The following is a 26,006-nucleotide window of genomic DNA, read 5'->3' as shown; positions in this document are numbered from 1 at the left end:
GGTTAGGCCTCAGCGGTTGCTAAACTTTGTTTAATTAATGCCGGAATGTTACTTAAATTACTGCCTTGCTCAAAGTGTTGCGCCACCTGGCCAGCCATTTTGATTAAACTGGCTTGTTCAAAACCTTGCTCGGATACTTGTTGATAAAGCAGCGTTAAATAAGCCTCTGTACCAAGATGCTGTAACTGCGCTAAATGCACAAGCTGGCGACAATGTTCCGACCAGTTTTGTTGTTCTGAGCGCAGAATGTAATAACATCCTGGATATGCGATAGCGCTAAGTTCTTTTGGCAGCCACCGCTTCGCTAATACGCCTTTGATCCCTGATAAACTAGGCATAGGTAAATTATCGACAACCATAAACCGACTTTGCTGCAAAAAATCAGCGGGGAAATAGCCATTAAGTTGCGGCGCCAATACTTCACAAGTTTGCTGGTGGGCTTGCGTTTGTTGCTGTAACTGAGCAATCCATTCAGTGATATCTTTAATCACGTAAATACCTTCCTTGTACGCACTTAAAACCTACTCGTCTTCCCAATCATCTTCTGCGATCACACCAGACGCTAACGCCGTTTCTTCCACTAAAGCAGCAAAACCCGCAGAAAAATCAGGCATCAGCTCGTAGATTTCTTTGCTAAATACGTGCAAGTCGCCTTCACCTTGAATTTCAACAATCGTTTCCGCCGAAGATTTGTTGGCAAAGAAGCTCAACGTCATATACGCCATCGAAAACGCTTCAAACAGCTCGTCATCTTCAGGCAGCGCATCCAGCATATCTTGAGCATAAAAAGCCGCGCCAAGGGCAAAACCTAAACACCATTCGTGCAACGGATGACCAGCCAAGAAGTTGGCTGAAAACTCTTCCGAATACTCTAACTGTTCAGGCAAAGAAAAACCGTCTTCGTATACCTGTTGGCCTATTTGGTTGTGTAAAGTGATCAACGCAAATAGTTTGTCTTCTGCGACATCGTCAGGTAGCTCACCACCCAGAATACTGGCTAGCCAAGTTTCAGTTTCTACCGGTTGCGGCGCAGCCACTAGTGCAAAAAAGAAGCCTTTCACAGCCATTAACGAAAACGTATTGGTAGGGGTTTCAGCACTGTTTAACCATGCTGACAGCAGCACTTCATCTTGCTGACTAAGGGTTGAGGCAAGTTCCACTAGCAGGTTCCAATTCGGCAAAAGGGGCATTTTCTCGCGAACCCGCCTCGGTTGCAACTTTTGTCTTGGCTCCGCCCTTTTGCACTTAGCTCTTGGGGACTATCAATAAAGATTCAATCAACGGGCAACAACGACCAAACGCATTGAAGGTGTTACTCCAAGCAGGCGCTAAGTATCAAACTCAGCGCCATAGGAGTCAGTTAATCGTAAACGGTAGGGATTGGCTGGCGCTTATGTTGAGTGCGTTGATAAATGCCGATAAGCTTGGTTTCTATCTCGGCGGGAACCGGCTTACCTTCTAAGAAATCATCAATTTGCTCATAGCTCATGCCCAAAGCCACTTCATCTTCTAACTGGGGCTTTAAGCTTTCTAAATCTGCCGTCGGCGCTTTGTCTACTAACACAGCAGGAGCGCCAAGGGCATTCGCCAGCGCCCGCACTTGGCGTTTATTCAAGCCAAATAAAGGCGCTAAATCGCAAGCCCCATCACCAAACTTGGTGTAAAACCCAGTGATATTTTCGGCGCTATGATCCGTGCCAACGACCAAACCTTGGCTCAACCCCGCTATTTCATATTGTGCCACCATGCGCTGGCGTGCTTTGACATTGCCTTTGACAAAATCGACCGCGCCTGCCTCTGGTAAGTCCAAACCTGCCGCAGTCATCGCTGCGACCGATGCTTGATGCATGCCTTCAACCGCGGCTTCAATATTAACCGTCACCCGGCGACTGGGTTGAATAAACTCTACGGCCAATTGCGCTTCATCTTCGTCTTGCTGAACGCCATAAGGTAAACGCATCGCAATAAACTGATACACTACATCACTTTGTTGCTGATTTAATCCCTCAACAGCTAACTGGCATAAACGGCCCGCAGTACTAGAGTCAACCCCGCCACTGATCCCTAACACCAATGAGCGGCAGCCCGACTGAGTTAAGCGAGATTGAATAAACGCCACTCGGCGTTGAATTTCATAGTTAACGTCAATCTCAGGTAACACCTTCATCTCAGCGATAATTTCAGCCTTCATGGCACACTCCTTTTGGCAACACAGAACGAATCAATACGCGGCCATCATAGCAAATCAGTCATCGCTTGAAAGCCGAACTTAGTGAACGGAGGTGAAAATTACGCCCTTTGCCTCGTAAGCAGCACAATCACGCCCCCCTTCAAAGCTCAACAGTGACAAGCTCATATAAAATGCTGCAAAAATAAGTTATCACCAAGTACTAATAGGCACTATACTGCAAGTAACCTTTGAATAAGTATTTAGCACTAGGAATCGCGTCATGATTGGCTCTATAGAAGTATGTTGTTTTCGTTTGCAGCAGGGGCAACTGCAATTACTTATTAGCCAGCGCAAGACCGAACCTTTTATCAATCAATACGCGCTGATTGGCGGTGGTATTGCCCCACAGCAAGATCAACACTTAGACGATACGGTTAATCGTTGCTTGCAACAAAAAACGCAACTGCAACCCCACTACCTTGAGCAAGTATCCAGCCAAGCCGATCCCCATCGCGACCCCAGAGGTTGGTCGGTTTGTTTCTTATATTTAGCGGTGTTTCGACCCCAACAAAAAGTTCATGCCAACTGCAAATGGGTTAACGTTTACGATTTGCTCAACAGCCCAGTAAAACTGGCTTTTGACCATAAGGCATTAGTTGAGACTGCGCTCAATCGCTTACTCAATAAAAGCCAGTATTCAAGCTTACCGGTTTATTTTTTGGGCGCTAGCTTTACCTTGCCAGAGCTACAGCAGTGCTTTGAATCCATTTTACAGACTCAACTGCCCAAGGCAGCTTTTCGGCGTCGTTTAAACCGGCCGGAAATCATGTTAGAAACGGGCGAAAAAGACCACAGTCAAAATCGCCCGGCCAAACTGTATGCCATGGCAGCGCCCAAGCAACTGTACTTTTTTGACCAACTGATGAAAGGCAGTCCCACCAAAGCGCTTACTTAACGGAATAAGAATCGCGCTAACGTTAGACAAAAGAGGAGAACCCAGGCCCGTAAAGGGAAGTCAGCAATTATACTTAGGTCATAAAAATTAGTATTTATCTCACATTTTACTCAACAAACTGACTGGCCACGGATATCATTGCCTGATAATTACACAAGGCATATTCCATTGAAGCAAATAGCAGACATTCTCGCCGCAGCACAACAGCCACTCATGCAAACTCACTCTTTGGCAGAGTTGCTCACTGGCTTTAAGTATTGGCTATTACAAGCGGTGCAAGGGCAGGAAATGTCCTGGCTGCCTGCTCGCTATGAAGACTTCATCGAATTACCTGATAACCCTATCGCGCTGAATCAAGTCCAACATGGACAACTCATGGCTCAACGCCAACAATATTGTCATCTAGTACCTGTCTCAGACCACCCGGATTGGTCGTTACTGCTCACCCCGCTAGATGTCAGCCCTTTTGCTGGAGTGTTGGTAAAACACGCGCATGTGTTACCGACAATGAGCAATGAACAAAGCCGTCAGTTTAGCGATCTTATTCGATTGTACAGTTATCGATTCGACAGCTTAAAAGCGCAACAAAAATTACACCTAATGAGGATGTCGCAAGAAGCACAGCAGTTGAAATTACAACAAGACGTATCCGAAAGAGAGCAGTTTATAGAACGGATGCAACTGCTCCAAACTATTAGCTTAGAGCTTGGTAGTTGCCAATCGCTCGACCAATTGTACCTTTCGGCAGTAGAAAGCCTGCGAGATAGGCTTGGGTTTGACCGCACTGCATTGTTTCTCATTGATCGAGTTCACCTTAAGCTACACCCAACCTATGGTACCGACGTGAATGGCCAAACCAGCCAAGAACAGCAGCAGCTTTACCATGTTGATAATATGCAGCAGCACTTTATTGAGCGCACATTTCACTCTCAAGACACATTCGCCATGATTGAAACAACCGATCTTTACAGCGATGGTCAAAAGGTAGGTAAAGGTTGGAATGCCGTGCTGATATTAAGGGATGGTACTGAACCAAACGCTTGGGTGGCCATCGATAATTTAATAACCCAACAAACCTTAAGCACCTATGACCATGAACTGCTGAATGCCTTTGGTAGCATGTTGAGTCAAGTACTGGCGCGTAAACAAGAAGAGCATAACCTGAAAACACTGCGCCAAAGCATGTTGGAAATGTCACCGCTTGATTCAGTGTTGGCCATTTGTAAAAAAGCAGTGCAGCTAGCCAAGCAAGAGTTGGTGCTCGACCGTGTCGCCATCTTTTTGATGAACCCTGAAAGTAAAGCTCTAATAGGAACTTATGGCACAGACATCAAGGGAAATATCGTTGATGAAACCTGGTATCACACACCAACAGAATATAAGGGACTAATAAAAGCTGCGATGGAACGACCAGACCAACTCGTGGTGGAAGAAAAGATCGAGCTGTTTCATAACGACAAGAAAGTGGGTTATGGCTGGAATGTAGCAACTCAGCTACGCAGTAATGGCCGCACCATAGGAATTATTTTTGCTGACAACCTCATCAATGGCCACGCACTGAACTCGCACACACAGCATTTATTTAGCCTTTTCAGCGCCAACGTAGCGGAAATAATCGCTAAAAAACAAGCGCAAATGGCACTTCATAAGCTTAACGTAGAGCTTGAAGCCGCAGTCACGAGTCGCACGTTAGAGCTAGAGCAAGCCAATGCAGAGCTCGCTGCAAGTAACTTAAAATTAGAACAATTAACCCACACAGATTCATTAACAGAAGTACCCAACCGACGTTTTTTAGATTTACACCTGCCACATAACATTGAACAAGCATTCAATCGAAATATCAGTGTCGCTATGGTGATGATCGATATCGATGATTTTAAAGCTTACAACGATCATTATGGTCACTTACAAGGCGACGAGTGTTTAAAACAAGTAGCGCAACAATTAGCGCAACACTTCCGGCGGCGAAGCGATTTATTAGCGCGCTTTGGTGGCGAAGAGTTTGCTTTATTATTGATAGGGTTAGATAAACAAACAGCGATAGAAACAGTGACTCAAATCATCACAGATATAGGTAAACAAGCCATTCCTCATTTGGGCTGTCACAAAGGTTATTTATCTATTTCTGCGGGACTCAGTTGGCACGATGGCAGCGTTGCAAAAACTTCCGATGAATTAATCGATTTGGCAGACACTGCATTATATGAAGCAAAACAAAAAGGCAAAAACCAGTTGTCAGTTTTTGCCTAAATCGCGAGATTTATTTATTTCATAAATTCTAAAGAATTGAAATATGCCTCACTGGTGTTTTCATCTTGCATACTGCCGCTACTCGTGGTCATTAACATCACCATGTGGCCTTTATACACATAGATTTGCTGCTGCAAGATAGTCTCTTTATCTTCGCCGTGATTCATTCGCAAACTAATGCTATAACCTTGACGTCCCTGGTGCTCAATAAAGCCACGCCCCAATACATCTAAAGACACGCCCTGCGGCAGCCCGCCCTGGGCCATAAATTGTTTGTCGACTATGGATGAAATATCTTCATCCTCAAGCTCAGTAATACTGTCTTGAGTAAAACTGTCCGCGACTGAGTCAAACACCATGGTCGCCATGACAAAATCATCATCATTCTTAACCGCTTGCTCAAAGCTTAACTCTTGGTTTACATGTTTATTTATTTTGGTATCGGCAGGCATTGCCACTTTAATCGGTATGGTTTGAAAATATATCGGTTCTAATGGTTTGGCAGCTATCCATTGTTTATTAACAAAATAAGCGGCGACGATTAATGTTGCGATTTGAAATATTAACTTCAAATTAAACTTCCTTAGTAATTAAGCAAAAACACGAATTGCTGCTAAGTTTATTTTTATAAACGAATATCAGCTTGGTAGATAACAAAAGGATTTGTGTTTTTATCATAAAGTTTGACCCGTTTTCAAACTTGCTACGTTTACAACAGAAAGCAAAGTTGTAAACGTTATGTTGTTAGCATCGTTGTAACTTTATCTGTCCCCCTCTTTGGGGTTTAGTAAGGAAACGATTATGAATATGAATAAAAGGCAAGCCCTCGAGTTAATCAACAACATCGTTGGTTACAAGCAGGTGATGGTAAAAATAGACGGCCAGCTCACGTCCTTTGCCCTTGACGACGATTTATCTGCATACAAATTCGAGCAATTACTGAACTCACAGCAAAATGCGCAAGTGCTTTTGTCTTACCGTTCCGCTGGCCAAGTGACCGTATCAGGCTTACACATTCATAATGATGACATTGATGAATTGGCGCCGATGGAACTTGCAAACACCTTAACGCAAGCAGGTCTCTATCACAAAGACATGAGTTACCACAGACTAACAGCTCTTCATTAATATATGGCCTGAGTTGGTTCCGCACGGAAGCGGTCAGCCGAATCCGCCCGACTCGGTTAGCTGAGCCACAACTGTAACTCTTCATGGCCATGGGCTGACAACTGATAGACCCCTTGAGACACGCGTTCGAACCACTTGTAAACATTCGTTGATAACAAATATCTTGCCTTAGGATCATCTACCTCTAACGCAACTACCGACGCTTTAGTCGCGCCAGCTTGAGCTAAATAACGTGCTACGTTGATGCAGCGCTGGCGGTAAACCGTCATCTTTTTGCCACGACTGGCTGCCCCTCCCACCTCTGGGTCACCATCACGCTGATGAAATTCATTCAGTATCAAGCGCGACTTTTTGAGATTTTTACGCGGCTGATAATCGCCGGGAGAAGCCACCGTCTCAACAAAGGTTTGCTGACCAACAAATGCGACAACAATCAAACCTATGCCCAAGCGTCGCACCAGCTTAACAATACTCTTTTGCTGCTTTTTGATCGGCGCACAATCCGCAGGCACCGCAATATATACGTTGTCAGCCACCGCCATTCGCTCAACTGCTTGCAAGATCAGCGTCAAGTTCACCGTCGTTTTAAGCTCAACCACCAGGCTCAATGCATCACCTTGATCGCCCTGCTCTTTGAGGGCAAAGATGTCGCATTGTTTGACCTCTCCTTTCACCGTAAAACCTTGCTGTTCAAGCATGTGTTTCACAGGCAAGTACAAATCCGTTTCTGGACGTTTTACAGCCATAAATTGATATATTCCTTGTTAATACAAACCGACAGAGTAATCTAGCCGTATTGATAAAGTGAATAAAGCGACTCAAGTAAAGGACCACTCTTCAATGGATTCAGTCACTCAAATTGCCTTAGGCGTATCTGTAGCCAGCGCAATAGGCTTTAAAGCTTACGGCAAAAAAGCCATTCTCATTGGCGCAGCGCTGGGCACACTGCCTGACCTCGATGTGCTCATTAACTACGGCGACGCCGTCGCGAACTACACCTATCATCGCGGTTTTAGTCACTCTTTATTTGTATTGAGTGCGCTTGCCATTGGCCTTTTTATCTTGGCTCGCAGCTTTGTGCAAACCGCTAAAGACAACCCTTGGCGGACGTTCTTGATGATTTGGCTAAGCCTCATCACCCACCCCTTACTCGATAGCTTCACCACCTACGGCACCCAACTATTTTGGCCCATGCCGTTAATGCCCACCTCGTGGTCCAGCATGTTTATCATAGACCCGCTCTATACACTGCCATTATTGATCAGTTTGTTGGGCTTATGGTTATCCAAAAATAGCCGGCGCTGGCAACGTATCAACCTGGCCGCGCTAACATTCAGCTGCCTGTATTTACTCGCCAGCCAAGGGGCAAAGTGGCAAATAAATCAACAATTACAAGCCGCTCAGTTAACGCCATCACCTGTGTTTATTTCGCCCATGCCGTTTAATATTATCAGCTGGCGTATTTTGCGTTATGACGGTCAGCAATACAGCGAAGCCCTCACTTATGTGGGCAATAAACAGCCGCTGAAATGGCAAACCCACGACACAGGCAGAGCGCTGCTGCAGCAATTTCAATCGCCAGAGCTTGCTCGCCTCGAATGGTTCAGCAATGGCTTTTTATCGTTCCAGCAACAACAAGGGGCATTGCATGTTACCGACTTGCGCTTAGGCATGGCCGGGTACTTCCCCTTTACTTTTCACATTGCGCAGCAACAAGAGGGTCAATGGCAAGCGGTGGATTCGGTGCAACTGCCACAACCTAAAGTGGAAGCCGCACGGATGAAACAACTTTATCGTCAAGTATTCAGCCAACATCCGGATAACTTGGCACAGGCAGAACGATAATCAAGCGCAGTCATAACCCTAGGTTATTGACTGCGTTATTCTTTAACGGTCAAGGTCAGTGGCACCTGAGTGGTGTATTTTATTTGCTCCATCGCAAAGTTAGACGTAACGTCACTCAACCCAGACACCTCATTAACTAAGGCTTTATAAAATCGATCAAAGCTGGCCATATCTTGCACCAACACTTTCAGCATGTAATCGTACTCACCCGCCATGCGGTAACACTCCATTACCGCAGCAAAATCGTTAACCTTACATACAAGATTGTCGTACCACTGCTGGCTATGATGCTGGGTTTTCAATTGCACAAATGCAATTAAATCTAAGCCCAACCGTTGTGGATCCAGTAACGCCACTTTCTGACGAACATAACCGGCTTGTTCTAGCCGTTTAATCCGCTTCCAACAAGGTGTTGTGGTTAAATTCACATGATCAGCAATATGCTGTAACGACCACTCTGCGTTACTTTGTAGCAATGAGAGTATTTCGATATCGGTCTTATCTAACAATTTTTACCACCAAAACATAAAAGGTAGAAAAATATTCTACAAACATTGAAAACTATAATAAATATAGCAAAGTATTTCTCCGCTAATCAGCATATATTTTATATCATGCAATCACGTTTAGGGGCCACTATGAAACCAGCAACCAACCTTTGGGTACAACAAGCCATCAGTAAAATTAATGCCGATTACCAACGCTCTGCAGACACCCACTTGATCAAGTTGAGCTTGCGTCACTTAGCGGGCATTGATTTATACCTAAAAGACGAAAGTACACACCCCACAGGTAGCCTCAAGCACAGATTAGCTCGTTCACTATTCTTGTACGCCTTGTGTAACGGTTGGATCAAGCCAGATAAACCGATTATCGAAGCCTCTTCTGGAAGTACTGCGGTGTCTGAAGCATATTTTGCGCGCTTGATAGGCGTGCCTTTTATCGCCGTTATGCCAGCCAGCACCGCTGCTAAAAAAATTGAATTGATCAAATTCTATGGTGGCCAAGCCCATTTAGTAGATAGCACAGATCAGATCTACGCCACCTCGCAGCAACTCGCACAAGAGTTAGACGGCCATTACATGGACCAATTCACCTACGCCGAGCGAGCCACTGATTGGCGAGGTAATAACAATATTGCCGACGCCATCTTTAACCAAATGCAGCGCGAGCCACACCCTATCCCTAAGCACATCGTCATGAGTGCAGGTACGGGCGGAACCAGTGCCACCATAGGCCGCTATATTCGTTATCAGCAACTGCCGACCGAGCTCACCGTGGTGGACCCTGAGCATTCGGTATTTATGGACTTTTATCAACATGGCGATGCCAGCATAACGGCACAAAAAGGTAGCCGAATCGAAGGCATAGGGCGGCCCCGAGTTGAGCCTTCGTTTATTCCCGGGGTCATCGACCACATGCTGAAAGTGCAAGACACCGCCTCTGTTGCCACCATGCTATGGCTGCAACAGCAGTTAAATCGCCGCGTTGGCCCAAGCACAGGCACCAACGTTTACGGGGCATTACAAACCGCACTGGCGATGCAAGCTCAGGGGACAACAGGATCGATCGTGACCCTATTGTGCGATTCAGGTGAACGCTATTTAGATAGTTATTATGACGCCGCTTGGGTAAGCCAACACATCGGCGACGTCAGCAGCCACCAAACTTGGCTAGAAGAAAAGTTTTCATAGCGACACAAAGGGCAATCGATGATTACCTGAGTTGTAAATACCACAAAGCCCGTCATAAGACGGGCTTTGCTTTTATCATATCGGCTGAGACCAAAGCGTAAGTATCAGGTGCGATACAGTACCTTGACCACGTGCCAACCGAATTTAGTTTTAACGAGATGAGGAGTTAACAATTCGCCGTTAAAAGCCACTTTATCAAACTGCGGCACCATTTGGCCCTTGCGAAACTCACCCAAATCACCGCCCTTTTTACCCGACGGACAACTGGAATACTTCTTCGCTAATGTTTGAAATTTCGCGCCTTTTTTTAGCTGTTTAATAATGTCTTCAGCTTTGTCTTGATGCTTTACCAAGATGTGTAAGGCGTGCGCAGTTCTGGCCATAACATTCCCCTTTAAATGGTTTACGGCGCGAGTGTACCTGATTTTTAAAGGCTTAGCGCTTATAAACGTCTTTGTAGCTGTCGGTCAGCAAGCCAGAGTAGAGGCTGTCCATCACTTGACGCTTTGCTTCACGCGACAGTGAACCACCAAACGGTGACAGCTTATTTGACTGTATGTGCGCAAAACCTTGGATCATTGACCAAGCAGACAAAGACATCACAGGTTCATATTGTTTCACGAACACGCCTTGTTCAATGCCTTCTTTGATCGTATCTTGCAGCAAGGCAAAATTAGAGTGCGCAATCTCAGCAAAGCTGATGTCTTCCCACTTGTCTTTATCGTCATAGGTGTACATGTAATTAAACAAGCCTGGGTGCGTTTCGGCAAAGTCTAAATACATCATGCCCATGTCAATTAAACGCTCTGCTGGGGGCAACTGATGATCGGCACTCGACATAAAGCGCGCCAGTAAGCGGTTGGCTTGTTTCGCTAACTCAAAGTTAATGCCTGCATCACCTTTAAATAAGCTGACCAAATCTTTGAAGTCTACTTGCGTGGCACGAGCAATCGACGCAAGGTCGGTGCGGGTGAGGGTTTTTTCGTCTAACGCTGCAATCACCTTGTTGATGATTTCTGTTTTTAAACCTTCAGACACTGTCTTTCCTCCGTGAAATGAAAAGCCTGACTAACTGGATAGTATTTTAAGGGGACGAATAGCGAAATGCATAGCGCTTATATTGCTCAATTTCGATTGGACTTGTGGCCTTGGTCACTAATTTAAACTCGCCCGAGAAAACTTGCGGCACTAAGTGCTTTTTACCTTGAAGATCAAGGGCGATACCCTCGGCCATAGCCACCCCATTATCGTCACTCATGCGCATCACAGTGACGTCGAGTTCACCCTCTAAAATAGCTTTAAGTTCCTGCTCTCCGCCGCCCCAACCATTCACTGCAATACGGTCGGCCAAACCTAAACGCTCAAGGGCGCGGCGAACGCCAAACGCCACATCAGTCGAGCAAGCGTAAATATATTCAATATCCGTTTCTTGCTGCAACATTTCATAAGCTTTGCGTTTAGCACCATGTAACGATGCATCCGTGTATTCACTGGCAACCAAATGGCCACCATGGGCTTTTTGTAAGGCAATAAAGCTGTCACCCCGTGCCTGGCTAATATAACCTGGCGAGCGATAAACCAAGCTGTATTTGGCTTTGGGGTATTTTTGCTGATAGTACTGGCTCAATAACTCAGTGCCTTTAAAATGATCAAAGCCAACGTACATAAAAGGCGGCACTGATTGCCAGCGAAAAAAGGGCGTGGTGATATTTTGTAATATGAGTTTCATATTACTTTTCAATAAAATGGTCGACACTAACTCTTGGTGCTGGTCCACGTCTAACGTGAAAATAAAATAGTCAGTTTGATACCTTAGCGCCTTTTTTATGAGCCGCTTTTGTTGCTCTATCGCTACTGCTGGCCGAGTAGAGTGATGATATATTTGATACGCCACATTCAATTCATCTAAACGGGCGGTGAGTGATTTGATACTGCGGCGCCAATAATCAGACACCTGATGGCCAGGATACACCACAAAAATGCGTATGGGGTCATTACGTTTAACGAGTGGTTGGCCCGCGCTTTTAATCCTTTCAGCAAAATCTACGCTGAGCTTTTTTTGCTGAGGAAATGTTTCATAAAACTCCTCCAAGTGCCAAAAATCAGCATTTTGCTGGGCACAAAGCATCATCGGCCAAATTAAAATTAACCCTATCCATGGGGTTAACCACCCTTTGCAACGCATGGTTTCTTTATCCTAAGCAATCTATTTGTACAGAAATCGTTAATTATATGTCAGACCTAAGGTCAGCGCAGAATTGAATCAAAGAAGCGTGGTTGAGTTAAAGCTTTCGTGAATGATCTCACTTCCATCGATTCATTATTTATAACATTCAGCCGTATATATTATTTAAGCCATAAATAAATACGCGGCCATATGGCCGCGTACATGTGTAACACAATCAGCGTGAAGGTTAGATTATTGGCTTGTTAATAAAACTTTACCCTTACTTACTAAAATATCTAATTGAAACTTATTGTCTGCTAATTGCTTCACAGTAATGCCCTGTTCTGGTTGCTGCGCATAATGCGCAGTGACCACGCTCACGCCTTGGTCACTGTTCACTTCTACCGTCAAGCGAGTATCCGCTGCCAAATACTGCTGACATAACGCATCGCTAGTATCAAACTCAATGCTCAAACCGCCTTCAAACGTGCCCTCAGTGTGAATACTGCAATACCGGCGACTCATACCATAACGAGTAATGTCCGCTGCGCCAGCTACCCACAATTGGCCTGCATCAACTAAGCTTTTCACATAATCGAGGTGTCCTTCATAACGGGCTAACGGCACCATTTCCCATGACGTGTCTTCTACTCCATGAAACGTTCGCAGTGCCCAGCCTCCCTTAGCAACAGCGTCATCGACGTACGCCTTAAGAATATCTTCGCTGCCTTCGTAAACCGACCAAATACCCGAATTGGTAAATAGATCATTTTTGATGAAGTAAGGGTCAAAGCTGTCAGCGTCATTGACACCGCGAGCCAGGTAATAATTCACTGAGCGCATGCCAATCAAACTGGTATTTTGTTTCACCGCATCAATAGAAGCAGCTTGCGCCTGATCGTAAGGGAATGCATAAAAAGCAATCTCGCCTTTTACTTGTTGTTCAATTTCAGCTTGGGCATCGCTGATCTCAACCTTGTCATCCCAAGTTTCTTCTACCGGACTGCCGTGAGTCCAAGAATGGTTGAAAATTTCATGGCCAGTATCAACAAAATCTTGCGCCGCTTGCCAATGGTAAGGGGCACAGTTACCAGCAATAATCCCGACAGAAGCCGTTAAATCTCGTTCATTCAAGGCGGGTAGTGCATGTTCAATGATGCCGTCTGTAATGTAGGCACACAAATCGTCATGCTGAATGGTATAAGCTGCTGTAGCACCGCCTTGCCAAGGAGTGACGGCCGCCGACAATACCGCGCCTTGCTCGGCAATAAACTGCCAAGCTTTGCTTGCTGGGGCCTGATTTTTATTCCACCATTTTGCTTGATAAACTTTTTTGCCAACTTGCACGTAATCGCCCGCTTGATAAGGGGTGTCAGCTTGCCACGTAGGTAATTCTGGAGTTGTTGCGTTAACTTGACGGCTCTCACTGGTGCTGCAACCATCGTCATTGCACAAGCTCACCTGTAGGGAATTGCTGCCTTCCGTTAAACGGATATCACATTGACCCGTTTGTTTATTGTTGTCGTCAGCAACCAGTTCGCCCTGGCAAACTTGGCTGTCATTATTATGCAATTGCCATAACCGGCCATTCTCACCCCACCACATGTTCCATTTTACGGTGTGAGTTTGATAGGCATTAGTGTTAGCAGGTAAGTAATCCAGTTGCGGTTGACCAGGCGCGGCCTGCGCAGAAAGGGAAAGTTGAGAACTTGCAGCTGCAACCAAGATTGCGAGAGTAGTAAGTTTTGCCATGTATCCTCCGTGGTATGGCGTAAAAGACTTACTCATCATGCAACATATTTGGCGCTAACAAAGGCCAAGCAAAGCCATGCTTCACCAAAACCTTAAAAATATAGTGGTTAATCAATAAAAACAGCTACTTAAGGTTTTATTGTTAACTCTGTTATTACACCAACAACATCACGAAGTTCACCACTAGCAAGGTGCACTATCAAAACCAGGTGGCAACCGGACTTTTTTTCCTCGCTGTCCCTTATAAAATTGCACCAATACCGTCAAAAAAAACACAAAACCAAATAATAACAATAACTTACAAAAAACACGTACAAGAGTGATTTTCACCAAATTCACGCCACTTGCTGGCTCCAGTGTGGGTAACTTTGCTGTAGCCAAGGCAAATAACTGCGAGAAACCGGAATGCACTCACCTTTGTCCATTCGCAACTGCCATTTTCCTTTCGGTAACTTTTCTAACGCCACCACTCGCATAGGGTTAACCAACCAAGAGCGGTGCACTTGAATCAAGGTTTGATTATCAAAATACAGCTTGATGCCAGTTAAACGCAATAAAATGTATATGGGGTCTATTTGCCCATCAATATACAAGCCACTGTAGCCTCGTTCCGCTTTAATGTACTTGAGTTTATCTTTGTGTTGGGCAATTTGGTGCAGCTCACCCAACAGTTGAGGCTGGCGACACAACTGCATCAAATATTGTCGGCACTGTCCCAGCTGATCGGTAAACTGTTTAAAGTGAGCTTCATCGCTGTGTTCAGGGTCCACTTTTAACTGCAGTACACAAGCGTCTAAATCATCCAATAATAACTGAATGACATGACTATTTTCAGCGGCTTGACTTTCACTCAGCGCCAACTGGCGCTCACCTTGATAAACCCCTGCAGATTGCACCCCAGGTTGGTTTGAAAACCAGCTTACCAACTCTTGGTGTAGGCCATCCACGCTACGGCTTTGTTGCCATACCGGTAAAATGTCTTGCTTCTTGGCACCGTTAAATTGGCTTGCGTGCAGTTTTTGCAGCCTTTGCAATACTTGCTGCAATTGTGGCGATTGCTGCGATAGCACCGAGTCTTGTTCGAGCAGGTTTAATAATTCTGGAAAGCTCGGGCTTTTATTACGAATGTAACCTTTTTGCTTCAACCACCAGGCTAACACTGCAATAAGCACCGAAATAATGATGATCGGTAAGTAAGGTAACAGATCCAGCCAAAAGCTTTGCAAGCCCGCATCGAATTGGTGAATTTTACGCAACAAACTTGAACTGTCAGTGGTATCTCCCGATAAAGACCACAGCGCAGTGCCTGCAAATTGTTGCGAGTGGCCGTATTCAAGCTTGGCTTCTAACGACTCATGATTTTCGTAAGACAACCAGATTTGCTGCTCAGGATGGTATAACCAGGCTGCTTTTGCATCGTCATCCCAGCCTTGCTGCCATTCATCATTTTGCAGAAAGCTGGCAATGTCTTGCTGTGAAAAAATGCCACTGGCCCCAATCGACTCATTGTCCCAACTGCCCTTAGGTACACCTGAAGTCGGTTGATTGATGCCGGCTTGAGTCACGCCCAGCCAGCTGGTTCCTTGGCTTGGGATTGTCATGACCAACTTTTTGGGATCGCCGCCCAAGCGTTTAAATTCGTTCACCCCTTCAACAATGCCATTGCTGCCATTCGCCCCATGCAAAGGCGCATAGTGACCGGTTGTGTTATTCCAGCGACCGCTAAAATCAATGCTCAATAGCGTGATAAAGTCTAAGTATTGCTGCATCTCTTTGATTGGCCATTGCACCATCATCAAAGGCACCACAGAGATCGTGCTGCTCAGCTGATAACTTTTGCCAGTGCGCGCTGACAGCTCGTCCAACGCGGCTCGAGTCGCTTTAATCAACGCCAAGTATTGCGCTTTTTGGCCTGGTTTCGCGATGTCTCCTAGGTCTCTGGCGACAGGAGAACGCCAATCCAGCTCAATGCCATCAAACCCGTGTTGCTCAATATACGCCGCAGCGCTGGCAGCAAACACTTTTGGGCTGGCAGCCGCGCGATCAAAGTACTTAGAATAACTCCACCCCCCAATGGCAACCATATTGACCAGTTGAGGGTACTGCTGTTTAAGTTTTCGCAGTTGGTGATAACTGCCACGTTTGCCGCCCTGCGGCGAATCGCCCGGATAAATACGATCCACGTCGGCGTACTTATCCCCCAGTTCTACCTCACCTTCAGCGTTAATATTGGCAAACGCGTAAACCAAGTGAGTCAAGCGATCTGCTGGGACATCTTTAATATGGTAAGAATGACTGTAAGTAGACCAGAAAGGGAAATAACCGAGAACAATCGGTTCGGCCAAAGCGCGAAAAGGCAGCAGTAATAACATGCCCAAAAGACAAGCTAGCTGAAAGTTCATAAATGCAATCCTTTGCCAATATAGCGACCAAAAGCAGTCCTGCGCCATTTCATCCGTGAAAGGCTGTCGCTAGTTAGCTACTTTATAGCTTTGTCGTTACAATAACTCAAAAAAATCAACATAAGATCAATCAAAAAGAAAACCAAGTTCACAAAGCACAACAATGGCTTATGAAATTTGATATTTTGTCTGCTGATTTTCTCCTCGCGCTAAATAAGGTGCCCTTACATGAAAAAAACGAATATTTTGGCCATTTGTGCCGGCTTAGGAGTCATTTTTATTTGGTCGGGCTGGATCACCTTGTCTCGAGCGGGCGTTCAAACAGCGCTCAGCCCGTGGGACATTTCGTTGTTGCGTTTTGGCACTGCCACCTTGATCACCAGCGTATTATGGTGGCGCTATCCATGGCGGCAAGTTAACTGGTGGCACGCCAGTATTATTGCCCTAACCACAGGGGCTATTTACACCGTATTCAGCTTTTATGGCATGAATCACGCTAGTGCGGCGAACACGGGCGTGATCGTTAATGGCTTCTTGCCCGTGTTTGGTGCTTTAGTTGGCGCTTGGTGGCTAGGCAGCAAACCTGCCAAACTGGCATGGCTGGCCATTTTCATCATTTTGTGTGCCAACCTCTTATTATTATTTCAACACGGTTGGCAAGCCTTTTTGAGTAGCAAACAATGGCTCGCAAGCTTGCTATTATTGGTGGCATCTTTATCTTTAGCCAGCTACATGGTCGCGGTCAAAGCCTTTAATTACGGCATCAAAGACGTTTTGGTCATGGTGCCTTTGATCAATACCATAGTGCTATTGCCTTGCTGGTTACTGTTGCCGACAGAGATAAGCCAAGTAGCTTGGGTCGACATCGCCACCCAAGCCATTTACCAAGGCGTGGTTGTCACCTTGTGCGCAGGCATTTTATTTACCTACTGCATTCGCCACTTAGGGCCACTTACCGGCGCAACCATGATGGCATTTGTACCCGCCGTTACCGCGGTGCTCGCCTGGTTCTTTCTGGCAGAAGGTTTAACCCAATGGGACGTTGCCGCCCTAGTGGTGTGTACTCTGGGATTAATGTTATATAGCAAAGCGTCGGCCAAAGCATGATCTTGCCATCGCTTCTAAGATTGTTAAAATCGCGTTTTTATACCACCGAGACAGAATCATGAACAAAGGCTTAATCACTAACCTGCTGGCACTGGCTTTACTTGGCGCAGGCTACGCGTTAGATCACTCGATCTTACTGTTTGCAGGTTTATTTGCCTTTTCAGGCGCCATCACAAATTGGCTGGCGATTCATATGCTGTTTGAAAAAGTGCCTGGCTTATATGGTTCTGGTGTGATCCCCGCCAGGTTCGAAGACTTTAAACTGGGCATTAAACAACTGATGATGAATCAGTTTTTTACCCATCAAAATATCGACCGATTTTTAAATCAAGAAATGGCCAGCGCCACCAGCATGGACTTAACCCCCGTGATTGACACGATAGACCTGTCACCCAGCTTTGACTCCTTAGTTGAAGTGATAGAACAATCTGCTTTTAGCGGCATGTTGGCGATGGTCGGTGGCAGCGAAGCTTTGCAGCCACTGCGTGAGCCTTTCATTGAAAAAATGCAACAAGCCATCGTCGACATCAGCCAACAAGAGTCATTTAAACAAGCCTTGAAAAAGCAATTGGAACAGCCCGACATGCTCGAAGATATTAAACAAAATATCGAAGACATTATCGACCAACGTTTAAGTGAACTAACGCCCGAGTTAGTCAAACAGATCATTCAGACCATGATCAAACAACACCTTGGTTGGTTAGTCGTATGGGGCGGTATTTTTGGCGGCATTATTGGCGTACTGAGCGCGCTCATCAGCCAATAACTCACTCTGCCAGCTTCGCCGGTGGTCACTCGGCGAAGCAAAATCTCGACTTCACCCACAACACGCTCGGCCTTGCTTTTTACATGCTTAGCCATAAACGTAACAGTGCGAATAATATTTAAACGGTAAACTTTTCATAGCACGCTAGTGCCCTATGAAAATCACCCGATAACCATCAAGATTCATTTTACACCGTTTCGCGTCAACATTGCCCTTGGTCAATATGCCGCAAATAGCGCCAACCGGCCACCTACCCCACTTTTTTGCCAATCAACACCCTCAACCTAAACAAAAGTTAATATATATCACGGCGCAAAAGATATTTTTTTGACAAAATCGCCGCGCACTAAAAACAAGGATGTATTAATGCGATATTACCCACTATTAATGGCATTGGTGGCCACACTGGCCGTGGCCGTCATTTCTCAATTTATTTTATATAACTTTCCAAATTCGGCAGACGAGTACGCCTACGTATTTCAAGCCAAAAACCTCGCCCAAGGGCTTGTCTATAGCCCTATTCATCCGCCTAATGCTCAGGGTGAATGGCTGCAACACTACTTCTATTTTGTGCATATTGGAGAAACGGATGGCAAATACTACGGCCGCTTTCCATTTGGTTACTCGCTGTTACTTATTCCCAGCGTGTGGATAGAGAGCCTCAGCCAAATCAATACTTATTGGCTAGTTAACAGTCTTTTTGCTGGCTTTACCGTGGTGCTTATTTTTCAGTTTGCAAGGCGATTCTTTGACCTCAACACCGCCATTGTGGCGTGTGTTATGGCGGTGCTCTGTCCGTGGTTCTTACTCACTTCGGGATCTTACTTTTCACACACCACCAATGCATTTTTTGTTGGCTTATTTTTATACCTATTTTGCTTGAGTTTGGAACAAAAACAGCAAAAGTTAAAACAGCAGTACTTGTTGGTCGCGGGCTGCTGTTTTGGCTTTGCGGTAGTAATCCGATTCTTAGACCCTTTGCCTTACCTGCTGGTAATTTTGGCGCTATACCGTTTCTGGCATAGTCCGTGCCAACGAGCATGGCTTAAAGATATCGCTTGGTTTGCGCTCGGAGGCAGTATCTGGGCCGTCCTGTTATTCAGCTATAACTACTTACTCACCGGTGATGCCCTGCAAACTGCCTACGAGTACTACAACCCCCAAGATCAAGGTACCCGGTTTATCTTTATGGTACCGACAGAGTCGGGAGCCGTGTTTGACTGGTCACGCATCTATGACGTGGGCTGGCTCAAGCGCACCTTACCTAATACCTTGTTGTTGCTAGATTGGCATATATGGGTGGGGTGTCTATGCTTGCTGCCACTAGCGTGGTACCGACACCAGAGCCAGCCTAATAACCGCTTGCTCTTGCTAGCACTATTGGCATCCCCCGTGTTGGTGATCACCATTTACATGCTCTACGGTGGGCCGCCTGCTAACCAATACGGTCCCCGATACTTTTTCTCTTTCTTTGTGCCGATTACGCTATTGGCAGCCGCCTGTTTAACACAAGCTGTTCGCCAACGCTGGTTAGTTCAAGTGATAGTGTTACTGCTTGCCGTCGTCTCGGTGCAGCAGCTGTATCGCCATAGTGCACACTTTGAAGACAAAGTTTTTGAACGTACTAACCTTTATCGCACGATTGAAGCTGCCAATATAGATAACGCTGTGGTTGTGCTTAAAACGGGCTCAGGTAGCATGCACCAAGTCGACTTACCTCGTAACCAATTAGACTTTTCAGACTCGGTATTAATTACGCAGCACCACGACAATATGGGACCGCTAATTCGGGCTTACCCCGAGCGGCAGTTTTTCTTTTATCATTACCGCGGCGCCGGTCAATTAGGCCAGCTTACCCCGCTTCTTACCGACCCTGATGGCAGCTATCAAGTACAATATGGCGCCATTGATAAAACAAAGGTATTACTCAATAGCCAAGGCTTGATTGGCCAGTACTACCAAGGTAGAGATTTCGATAAATTGGCGTTTCAACGGCTAGATCAGAGTTTCGATTTTAACTGGAAACATGGCGCGCCTGGGTCGCTCTCAAAAGATAACTTTTCGATTCGCTGGCAAGGCTTATTTCATGCACCAAGCAACGGCTCGTACACTTTTTATACCAGTAATGACGACGGCGTAAAGCTGGCAATAAACCAACAGGTATTGATTGAAAACTGGTACGGCCATGGCACCTTGGATAGCCAAAAAGCAATCAATCTAGCGGCAGGCCAACATCAAATAGCCATCGAATACTTTGATGCAAAATATGACGCCCATTTACAAGTTTGGGTGCAAGGGCCAAACCAAGCCAAACAATTATTAACCGGCCAACACCTTACCGCAATCACGCCTTAACTAAATTGCGCCAAGCAAGGTATCTCCCCTGCTTGGCGCTTGATGAAGCTCAACTTATCACCAATTGCCCAGCCGAAAATCAATTAACTCGCTATGCTTATTTCATGAATCAAAGCGATGAGTAGGACTTTAGATGCCACAATCAGCAAAGCCAACAGGACTGGCGCTTCACCTGCACATTGCCTCCCTATTTTTTATTCTGATTCTGACGTCGGGTTTGATCCTTAGCCTTTATAACTACCACCAACAAAGCAAGCTTATCATCACCGCTGCGCAACAATTATTCGCGACCCTCAGTCACGAGCTCAGCGAAAGCATGGAAGACAACCAACGCAGCTTAAATACCTCGCTCAATATTCTAGCCCGCACCAAGCTCGCCACGGGAAAATCGCTCACAGAGCGCAAGCAAGCACTCCCCGTACTTTGGCAAACGTTGCACTTGTATCCCAACATGAACGCGGTATACGCCGGCTACCGCAATAACGACTTTTTCTACCTCGGAAAATACCTTGAAAACCACAAATTACGCCACCCACAAGCCCCCGAGAATACTCAGTTTATTCTCACCTCAGTAGATAACAGCAACGGCCAAGCAAAAGCGCAACATAGCTATTTAGATGAGCAAGGTGCCACCTTATTAACCCTAGATGATAAACAATACACCTTACTTGCCACCACCCGACCTTGGTACCAAGAAGCGGCTGGTACAAAAGGCATCATCACAACCAAGCCTTACATCTTTTATGGCCTTAACCGCCTTGGCATCACCAAAGCATTGCAAACCGACGATCAACAAGTCGTGGTGGCATTCGACTATACCTTAACCGCGTTATCTCACGCCCTGGCCAAAATACAGCGTTCTCCCCAATCTCAAGTAATCATCTTCAATGATGAACACCAAGTCGTGGCATATCACGATGCTAAGAAACTGCTTGAAGAAGACGGGGCCACGCAGCAATTACTAAGTTTGGCGCAATTAAAGGTGGGCGTATTAGATGAGGTAGTCAAACGGTTTGCATTAACCCAGCAACCTTTGCGCTTTCGATTTGACCAACAAGAGTGGATTGGCCAAATTTCTGATCTGAGGTTATCGCAACAACACGGCTTTTATTTGGTAATTTTAGAGCCCATGAAGACCTTACTCAGCAGCGCCTATCAAACCCGCAAAGAGTCTGTGTGGATCACGCTGATCATTCTAATTCTTACCTTGCCGCTCGCATGGGCGTTATCGCAGCTGATTTCCAAACCGTTACGCCACCTCAGTAAAGACCTAGAGCACATTGAAAGCTTTGACTTTACTCACCCTATTAAAGAGGCGAGTGTCGTAAAAGAAGTGTCTGAATTGGCAACCATGACGGCATCCATGAAAACCACCATCGCTCAATTTCAGCAGCTATCTGCTTCATTAATGGCGCAAAAGAGCTTAACCAGCCTGTTGGCGATTGTCTGCCAAGAAAGCATCGCCATGGCAAAAGTGAAAGCCGGCATTGTCTATTTATACGACGAAAAAAAACAAGACTATGTTTTAGCCCACAGCCATATCGACCGTTTAAGCGAGGCGCAAAACCAGCAACATTTGAACCAACTAAAACAACAACCTATCGCCTTACAGCGCAGCCAAGCCATCTTTGACAGTGCTCAAGACTGCGCCAGTGAAACCATCGCGTTAGATAAAAGCCACCCCAGCCTTGGTCCTTGGTTGCAAGATTTAACCCAATCGAGTGAACTCAACCGCACTTGGGTAAAACTGAAAAACCATAACAACCAAGTGATTGGGCTAATGGTGCTATTGGATGAAACCGACAGTTGCGCGGCGCAATTGGCCTTTGTGCAAGCCTTGGCTGACTTTGCTGCGATGGCCATTGAAGGCCAACAATTGCTGCAACAACAAAAAGCCTTGTTAGACAGTTTTATAGCCCTGATTGCAGGCGCCATAGATAGCAAGTCACCTTACACTGGTGGACACTGCGCTCGGGTGCCAGAATTAACCAAAATGCTCACCAAAGCGGCCTGCGATGACCAACACAACTACGCCAACTTTGACCTTAATGAAGAACAGTGGGAAGAACTGCACATCGCCGCTTGGTTACACGACTGTGGCAAAATCATCACCCCAGAGCATGTGGTAGATAAAGCCACCAAGCTAGAAACCGTGTACGACCGCATTCATGAAGTTCGCATGCGCTTTGAACTTCTCAAACAACAAGCTCACAGCGACTACTGGCAAGGCATAGCCGAAGGCGGCGATGCCCACGCACTGAGCCAACAAAGAGATGCCTTGCTAAGCACCCTAGATGATGAGTTTGCTTTTGTTGCCGAGTGTAATATCGGTGGCGAGTTTATGGATCAAGCCAAGCTAGATAAAATAAAACAAATAGCCCAGCGCACCTGGACTCGCACCTTGGATGACCGTTTGGGTATCTCCTTAATGGAAACCCACAAGCTGCAACCTTATCCCGCAGCCAACCTGCCCACCCAAGAATTCTTATTGGCCGATAAGGCGCATCATTTAAGAGCCAGAGAACAAGCGCCAGCCACCGTACCTAATAACCCTTGGGGCTTTAATATGGCCGCGCCAGAATACGAATCAAACCTCGGGGAAATTTATAATCTCAGCGTACAAAAAGGCACGCTCACGGCAGAAGAGCGATATACCATCAACGCCCATATCGTGCACACCATTGTCATGCTAAGCCAATTGCCTTTGCCGAGGCATTTGCAACACGTGCCTTTAATTGCAGGCAGTCATCATGAAAAAATGGACGGCACAGGTTACCCCAGAAGCATTCCCGCTGCAGAATTGCCGCTCACCGCTAGAGCCATGGTCATTGCCGACATATTTGAAGCCCTCACCGCCGCAGACCGCCCTTATAAGGACGCCAAGACCTTAAGTGAAGCCATCAAAATAATGGGCTTCATGGCCAAAGAGCAACACATAGACCCAGACTTGTTTGCGCTATTTTTACGCTCTGGCGTCTACTTGCAATATGGCCAACAGTTTTTAAAACCAGAACAAAGAGACAATGTTGACATCACGCCATACTTGAGCGACGAATAACAAGTAGCCTAGCCATGTCGTCAAGCAAGGAGCAAGGTTGAAGATGGTTAATGCGAGCTGACGGCTTGGACTCTCTGGCCTTATATGTATCGCCAAGGTGAACGGCTACCCTAAGGCAACCGCAACACCCCAGTGATTAATCGTCATCACCGTCCACGTCGCCACCGTCATCGACTTCGATATTGTCATCATCAGACGACGAACGGCTGTCGCGGCTTACCTTGTCTTTGTCCGGATTTCCCGTTACCCCAAAGAAAGTGCGGCCATTAGACAATTTACGGTATTTAATCCAAGTCTTTTCAACATGACTTTCTGGATCCATTTCACCCTGCGCCACTTTAACAAAGCGGGCTTCTTCGTCAGTCACTGGTGCGTCTTCACCTTTGGCCAAGCTCATCAACTTACGGCCTAAGCCTTCGAGTAACTCAGATTCTTTGATGGTGAAATCACCAGATCGCTTAAAGCCATAAGGAAACGACTTATCGTCATAAAAAGGCTTATTGCAAACAAAACTGGCTGTCATATGTGAGGTTTCCTTTATTTTTCAAACTCTGGTTGCATCCTGCTGAATCTTAGTCATTATTGATAATTACTAAATCAAAAATTTTTTTCCTTAACGGTGAAGATTTTTAATGGATACAGAGCTTTTAAAAACCTTTTTAGAGGTCAGCCATACCCGACACTTTGGTAAAGCGGCTGAAAATTTGTACCTCACTCCTTCAGCAGTGAGCTTTCGCATTAAACAACTCGAAGGCATGCTCGGCGTTGAGCTGTTTAAACGCCATCGAAATAACATTCAAATCACCCCTGCGGGTAATCGCATGCTGCCCTACGCAGAAACCATGCTGAATGCTTGGAGCCGGGCAAAACAAGATATCGCCCTCGCAGAAGATCAATCCATGCAACTCAGCATTGGCGCAGCTCCCAATTTATGGGACGCCTACTTGCAGCCTTATATTCACTTAATACATGAACAAAAGCCGGATCTCACTTTGCGTGCCGAAGTGCTCTCTTCACAAGTCATGGCACGGCAACTGCTTGAGCGCAGGGTAGATTTAGCACTGGCGTTTGATCCGCCAAAAGTAGAAGAAGTGACGCGCTTAAAACTGCAACATATCGCATTAATATTGGTCACCAGCGACAAACAACAAATACAGCAGAATCAACAGCTACAACACTTTGTAAACATGGATTGGGGCACCGCTTTTAAGATTCAGCACATTCGTACCTTTGAATCAATAAGCAGGCCAGTATTGCACACAGGTTCAGCCCGCATTGCATTAGACTTTTTACTGCACCACCCCAGCTGTGCTTTTTTACCCAGACAATTAGTACAGCCGTATTTAGACCAAGGTTTATTGTTTACGGTGCAAGGCGTTGAAGAAGTGCTGCGGCCAGTGTTTGTGAATTACCTCAATAGCAGCGACAAATTAGAGCAAATAGAAGCAGTGATCGAATTATTGAGTGGTCACGTTATACCTTAAACAGACACTCTGAAAGGCGGTTACCATGAACAAGTTAATAGGGATTACATTCGCGCTGATAGTTTCACTGAGTTTACCCGTTCACAGCCAAGGTTTACTGGGCGAATCCGACGAGTGGGCACCTTGCAAGCTCAAAGACGGCTCAAACAACAAGTTGCCCATGTCAATTTGCCAAGGCATTCAACGCACCGAACAATAACCCCCAACGTGCAGCCCGGTGGACTAAGGCGAGACATTTGCCGCGAGCAAATATGTATCTGAAGGGTTGCACCTAGTTTAATTTTTCGCCGGAGATTCAGGCCTTGCCATAACTTATCAATAAGTCCGACGGATCTCGTGTTGGTCCATAAATCGTTCGCTCAACATAGGGCCAATTAAAGTGCCAGCCGCAATTGCAAAGCCTATGGTCACGGCCACAACGGATAAATACGGGAATTGCCAAAATTGATTAAAATAGCGTATTGCCCATGCCCCTAGCACTATCACCAACGGCACCCAATTAAATAACAAACGCATGGCTATTTCAAATGCCCACAACTCTGTTTTACTGGCCAATGGTTGCAGCTGATAGCGCACATACAACATAGCTAACACCAAGCTGGCCACCAGCATCAGTAAAGCGGTTAACAAACTGGTTTGCCACGAGCCCAGTTGTTTAACCTCACCCCAACCCAAGTACAACATAAAGCCCGTTGTGCCGAGCCAAAATAACCAAATAGGCGCTATGATCAGTCCCATTACTTTTCCTTGTAATAGTCAAAACCGCAGTGTGACGAAAATACGCGCCAAAATAAAGTGGAGGCAATGGGCGATGCTGGCCAATAAAGCAAGGCATGCATCATCTGCAATTTGTCGAGCAAGTGCCTTATAAGG

The 26,006-nt window shown here is 45.9% G+C and carries 24 protein-coding genes; 11 read left to right on the top strand and 13 right to left on the bottom strand.

What is annotated here, in order from left to right:
- Positions 1-2 precede the first annotated feature (2 nt).
- From D1Z90_RS15660 to nadE, 3 genes are all read right to left on the bottom strand, one after another.
- A complete protein-coding gene (locus D1Z90_RS15660) occupies positions 3-491 on the bottom strand; it encodes a hypothetical protein (protein WP_119911732.1) in 489 nt (162 codons plus the stop codon).
- A gap of 30 nt (positions 492-521) precedes the next feature.
- A complete protein-coding gene (locus D1Z90_RS15655; RefSeq protein ID WP_158587162.1) occupies positions 522-1,160 on the bottom strand; it encodes a UPF0149 family protein in 639 nt (212 codons plus the stop codon).
- Between the two features lie 200 nt (positions 1,161-1,360).
- A complete protein-coding gene (gene nadE, locus D1Z90_RS15650) occupies positions 1,361-2,191 on the bottom strand; it encodes an NAD(+) synthase (protein WP_119911730.1) in 831 nt (276 codons plus the stop codon).
- A 259-nt stretch (positions 2,192-2,450) separates the two neighbouring features.
- On the opposite strand from nadE, the gene D1Z90_RS15645 reads away from it, so the two are divergent.
- Positions 2,451-3,125, top strand: coding sequence for an NUDIX hydrolase (locus D1Z90_RS15645; protein WP_119911729.1), 675 nt, complete (start codon positions 2,451-2,453; stop codon positions 3,123-3,125).
- A gap of 168 nt (positions 3,126-3,293) precedes the next feature.
- Complete coding sequence (locus D1Z90_RS15640) at positions 3,294-5,375, top strand: sensor domain-containing diguanylate cyclase (RefSeq protein WP_119911728.1); 2,082 nt, start codon at positions 3,294-3,296, stop codon at positions 5,373-5,375.
- Positions 5,376-5,389: 14 nt separating this feature from the next.
- Here D1Z90_RS15640 and D1Z90_RS15635 read toward each other — a convergent pair whose 3' ends face one another.
- On the bottom strand, positions 5,390-5,947 hold the full coding sequence (locus D1Z90_RS15635) for a hypothetical protein (RefSeq protein WP_119911727.1): 558 nt from the start codon (positions 5,945-5,947) through the stop codon (positions 5,390-5,392).
- Between the two features lie 229 nt (positions 5,948-6,176).
- Between D1Z90_RS15635 and D1Z90_RS15630 the strand changes: the two genes are divergently transcribed.
- A complete protein-coding gene (locus tag D1Z90_RS15630) occupies positions 6,177-6,503 on the top strand; it encodes a hypothetical protein (RefSeq protein ID WP_119911726.1) in 327 nt (108 codons plus the stop codon).
- Positions 6,504-6,559: 56 nt separating this feature from the next.
- Here the strand turns inward: D1Z90_RS15630 and D1Z90_RS15625 are convergent, their stop codons facing one another.
- The gene (locus D1Z90_RS15625; protein WP_119911725.1) at positions 6,560-7,249 is read right to left on the bottom strand and encodes a DUF2161 family putative PD-(D/E)XK-type phosphodiesterase; all 690 of its coding nucleotides are present in this window, start codon (positions 7,247-7,249) and stop codon (positions 6,560-6,562) included.
- A 94-nt stretch (positions 7,250-7,343) separates the two neighbouring features.
- On the opposite strand from D1Z90_RS15625, the gene D1Z90_RS15620 reads away from it, so the two are divergent.
- Positions 7,344-8,348: a metal-dependent hydrolase gene (locus D1Z90_RS15620; RefSeq protein ID WP_119911724.1), complete on the top strand. Its 1,005-nt coding sequence runs from the start codon at positions 7,344-7,346 to the stop codon at positions 8,346-8,348.
- Between the two features lie 35 nt (positions 8,349-8,383).
- On the opposite strand, the gene D1Z90_RS15615 is transcribed toward D1Z90_RS15620, so the two are convergent.
- Positions 8,384-8,857, bottom strand: coding sequence for an Lrp/AsnC family transcriptional regulator (locus tag D1Z90_RS15615; protein ID WP_119911723.1), 474 nt, complete (start codon positions 8,855-8,857; stop codon positions 8,384-8,386).
- 129 nt (positions 8,858-8,986) lie between these two features.
- On the opposite strand from D1Z90_RS15615, the gene D1Z90_RS15610 reads away from it, so the two are divergent.
- Positions 8,987-10,042, top strand: a complete 1,056-nt coding sequence (locus tag D1Z90_RS15610; protein ID WP_232525270.1) for a PLP-dependent cysteine synthase family protein — start codon at positions 8,987-8,989, stop codon at positions 10,040-10,042.
- 104 nt (positions 10,043-10,146) lie between these two features.
- Here the strand turns inward: D1Z90_RS15610 and D1Z90_RS15605 are convergent, their stop codons facing one another.
- The 5 genes from D1Z90_RS15605 to D1Z90_RS15585 form a co-directional block, all read right to left on the bottom strand.
- The gene (locus D1Z90_RS15605; RefSeq protein WP_119911721.1) at positions 10,147-10,425 is read right to left on the bottom strand and encodes a peptidylprolyl isomerase; all 279 of its coding nucleotides are present in this window, start codon (positions 10,423-10,425) and stop codon (positions 10,147-10,149) included.
- Between the two features lie 52 nt (positions 10,426-10,477).
- Entirely contained in the window at positions 10,478-11,080 is a 603-nt protein-coding gene (locus D1Z90_RS15600; RefSeq protein ID WP_119911720.1) for a TetR-like C-terminal domain-containing protein, read from the bottom strand.
- Between the two features lie 46 nt (positions 11,081-11,126).
- A complete protein-coding gene (locus D1Z90_RS15595; RefSeq protein WP_119911719.1) occupies positions 11,127-12,227 on the bottom strand; it encodes a substrate-binding domain-containing protein in 1,101 nt (366 codons plus the stop codon).
- Positions 12,228-12,461: 234 nt separating this feature from the next.
- Entirely contained in the window at positions 12,462-13,961 is a 1,500-nt protein-coding gene (locus tag D1Z90_RS15590) for a polysaccharide deacetylase family protein (protein WP_158587161.1), read from the bottom strand.
- 335 nt (positions 13,962-14,296) lie between these two features.
- Positions 14,297-16,363, bottom strand: coding sequence for a glycosyl hydrolase family 18 protein (locus D1Z90_RS15585; protein ID WP_158587160.1), 2,067 nt, complete (start codon positions 16,361-16,363; stop codon positions 14,297-14,299).
- 228 nt (positions 16,364-16,591) lie between these two features.
- Here D1Z90_RS15585 and D1Z90_RS15580 point away from each other — a divergent pair, with 228 nt between their 5' ends.
- The 4 genes from D1Z90_RS15580 to D1Z90_RS15565 all read left to right on the top strand — a co-directional run bounded on the left by D1Z90_RS15580 (position 16,592) and on the right by D1Z90_RS15565 (position 23,649).
- The gene (locus D1Z90_RS15580; protein ID WP_119911716.1) at positions 16,592-17,470 is read left to right on the top strand and encodes a DMT family transporter; all 879 of its coding nucleotides are present in this window, start codon (positions 16,592-16,594) and stop codon (positions 17,468-17,470) included.
- Between the two features lie 58 nt (positions 17,471-17,528).
- Positions 17,529-18,236 (top strand): DUF445 family protein, encoded by a 708-nt coding sequence (locus tag D1Z90_RS15575; protein WP_119911715.1) that lies wholly within the window; start codon positions 17,529-17,531, stop codon positions 18,234-18,236.
- Positions 18,237-18,602: 366 nt separating this feature from the next.
- On the top strand, positions 18,603-20,591 hold the full coding sequence (locus D1Z90_RS15570; RefSeq protein WP_119911714.1) for a PA14 domain-containing protein: 1,989 nt from the start codon (positions 18,603-18,605) through the stop codon (positions 20,589-20,591).
- 133 nt (positions 20,592-20,724) lie between these two features.
- The gene (locus D1Z90_RS15565; RefSeq protein WP_119911713.1) at positions 20,725-23,649 is read left to right on the top strand and encodes an HD domain-containing phosphohydrolase; all 2,925 of its coding nucleotides are present in this window, start codon (positions 20,725-20,727) and stop codon (positions 23,647-23,649) included.
- 136 nt (positions 23,650-23,785) lie between these two features.
- Here the strand turns inward: D1Z90_RS15565 and D1Z90_RS15560 are convergent, their stop codons facing one another.
- Positions 23,786-24,172, bottom strand: a complete 387-nt coding sequence (locus tag D1Z90_RS15560; RefSeq protein WP_119911712.1) for a MaoP family protein — start codon at positions 24,170-24,172, stop codon at positions 23,786-23,788.
- Positions 24,173-24,281: 109 nt separating this feature from the next.
- Between D1Z90_RS15560 and hdfR the strand changes: the two genes are divergently transcribed.
- Both hdfR and D1Z90_RS21350 read left to right on the top strand, forming a co-directional pair.
- The gene (gene hdfR / locus D1Z90_RS15555; RefSeq protein WP_119911711.1) at positions 24,282-25,133 is read left to right on the top strand and encodes an HTH-type transcriptional regulator HdfR; all 852 of its coding nucleotides are present in this window, start codon (positions 24,282-24,284) and stop codon (positions 25,131-25,133) included.
- Between the two features lie 25 nt (positions 25,134-25,158).
- Positions 25,159-25,332, top strand: a complete 174-nt coding sequence (locus D1Z90_RS21350) for a hypothetical protein (RefSeq protein ID WP_158587159.1) — start codon at positions 25,159-25,161, stop codon at positions 25,330-25,332.
- A 116-nt stretch (positions 25,333-25,448) separates the two neighbouring features.
- Here the strand turns inward: D1Z90_RS21350 and D1Z90_RS15550 are convergent, their stop codons facing one another.
- Positions 25,449-25,871 carry a hypothetical protein gene (locus D1Z90_RS15550; RefSeq protein ID WP_119911710.1) on the bottom strand — a complete coding sequence of 141 codons (423 nt, stop codon included), beginning with the start codon at positions 25,869-25,871 and terminating at the stop codon, positions 25,449-25,451.
- Positions 25,872-26,006 lie beyond the last annotated feature (135 nt).

Source organism: Motilimonas pumila (assembly GCF_003596335.1).
Classification (GTDB): Bacteria; Pseudomonadota; Gammaproteobacteria; order Enterobacterales; family CBDFNC01; genus Motilimonas; species Motilimonas pumila.
Note: the sequence above shows the minus strand (reverse complement) of the source record. Positions and strands in the feature narration are given on the sequence as shown.

Coding starts and splice junctions, on each gene's coding strand:
- D1Z90_RS15585 (WP_158587160.1), bottom strand. CDS start 16,363: ATGAACTTTCAGCTAGCTTGTCTTTTGGGCATGTTATTACTGCTGCCT.
- D1Z90_RS15630 (WP_119911726.1), top strand. CDS start 6,177: ATGAATATGAATAAAAGGCAAGCCCTCGAGTTAATCAACAACATCGTT.
- D1Z90_RS15590 (WP_158587161.1), bottom strand. CDS start 13,961: ATGGCAAAACTTACTACTCTCGCAATCTTGGTTGCAGCTGCAAGTTCT.
- D1Z90_RS15560 (WP_119911712.1), bottom strand. CDS start 24,172: ATGACAGCCAGTTTTGTTTGCAATAAGCCTTTTTATGACGATAAGTCG.
- D1Z90_RS15595 (WP_119911719.1), bottom strand. CDS start 12,227: ATGCGTTGCAAAGGGTGGTTAACCCCATGGATAGGGTTAATTTTAATT.
- hdfR (WP_119911711.1), top strand. CDS start 24,282: ATGGATACAGAGCTTTTAAAAACCTTTTTAGAGGTCAGCCATACCCGA.
- D1Z90_RS15575 (WP_119911715.1), top strand. CDS start 17,529: ATGAACAAAGGCTTAATCACTAACCTGCTGGCACTGGCTTTACTTGGC.
- D1Z90_RS15620 (WP_119911724.1), top strand. CDS start 7,344: ATGGATTCAGTCACTCAAATTGCCTTAGGCGTATCTGTAGCCAGCGCA.
- D1Z90_RS15570 (WP_119911714.1), top strand. CDS start 18,603: ATGCGATATTACCCACTATTAATGGCATTGGTGGCCACACTGGCCGTG.
- nadE (WP_119911730.1), bottom strand. CDS start 2,191: ATGAAGGCTGAAATTATCGCTGAGATGAAGGTGTTACCTGAGATTGAC.
- D1Z90_RS15625 (WP_119911725.1), bottom strand. CDS start 7,249: ATGGCTGTAAAACGTCCAGAAACGGATTTGTACTTGCCTGTGAAACAC.
- D1Z90_RS15610 (WP_232525270.1), top strand. CDS start 8,987: ATGAAACCAGCAACCAACCTTTGGGTACAACAAGCCATCAGTAAAATT.
- D1Z90_RS15580 (WP_119911716.1), top strand. CDS start 16,592: ATGAAAAAAACGAATATTTTGGCCATTTGTGCCGGCTTAGGAGTCATT.
- D1Z90_RS15605 (WP_119911721.1), bottom strand. CDS start 10,425: ATGGCCAGAACTGCGCACGCCTTACACATCTTGGTAAAGCATCAAGAC.
- D1Z90_RS21350 (WP_158587159.1), top strand. CDS start 25,159: ATGAACAAGTTAATAGGGATTACATTCGCGCTGATAGTTTCACTGAGT.
- D1Z90_RS15565 (WP_119911713.1), top strand. CDS start 20,725: ATGCCACAATCAGCAAAGCCAACAGGACTGGCGCTTCACCTGCACATT.
- D1Z90_RS15645 (WP_119911729.1), top strand. CDS start 2,451: ATGATTGGCTCTATAGAAGTATGTTGTTTTCGTTTGCAGCAGGGGCAA.
- D1Z90_RS15550 (WP_119911710.1), bottom strand. CDS start 25,871: ATGGGACTGATCATAGCGCCTATTTGGTTATTTTGGCTCGGCACAACG.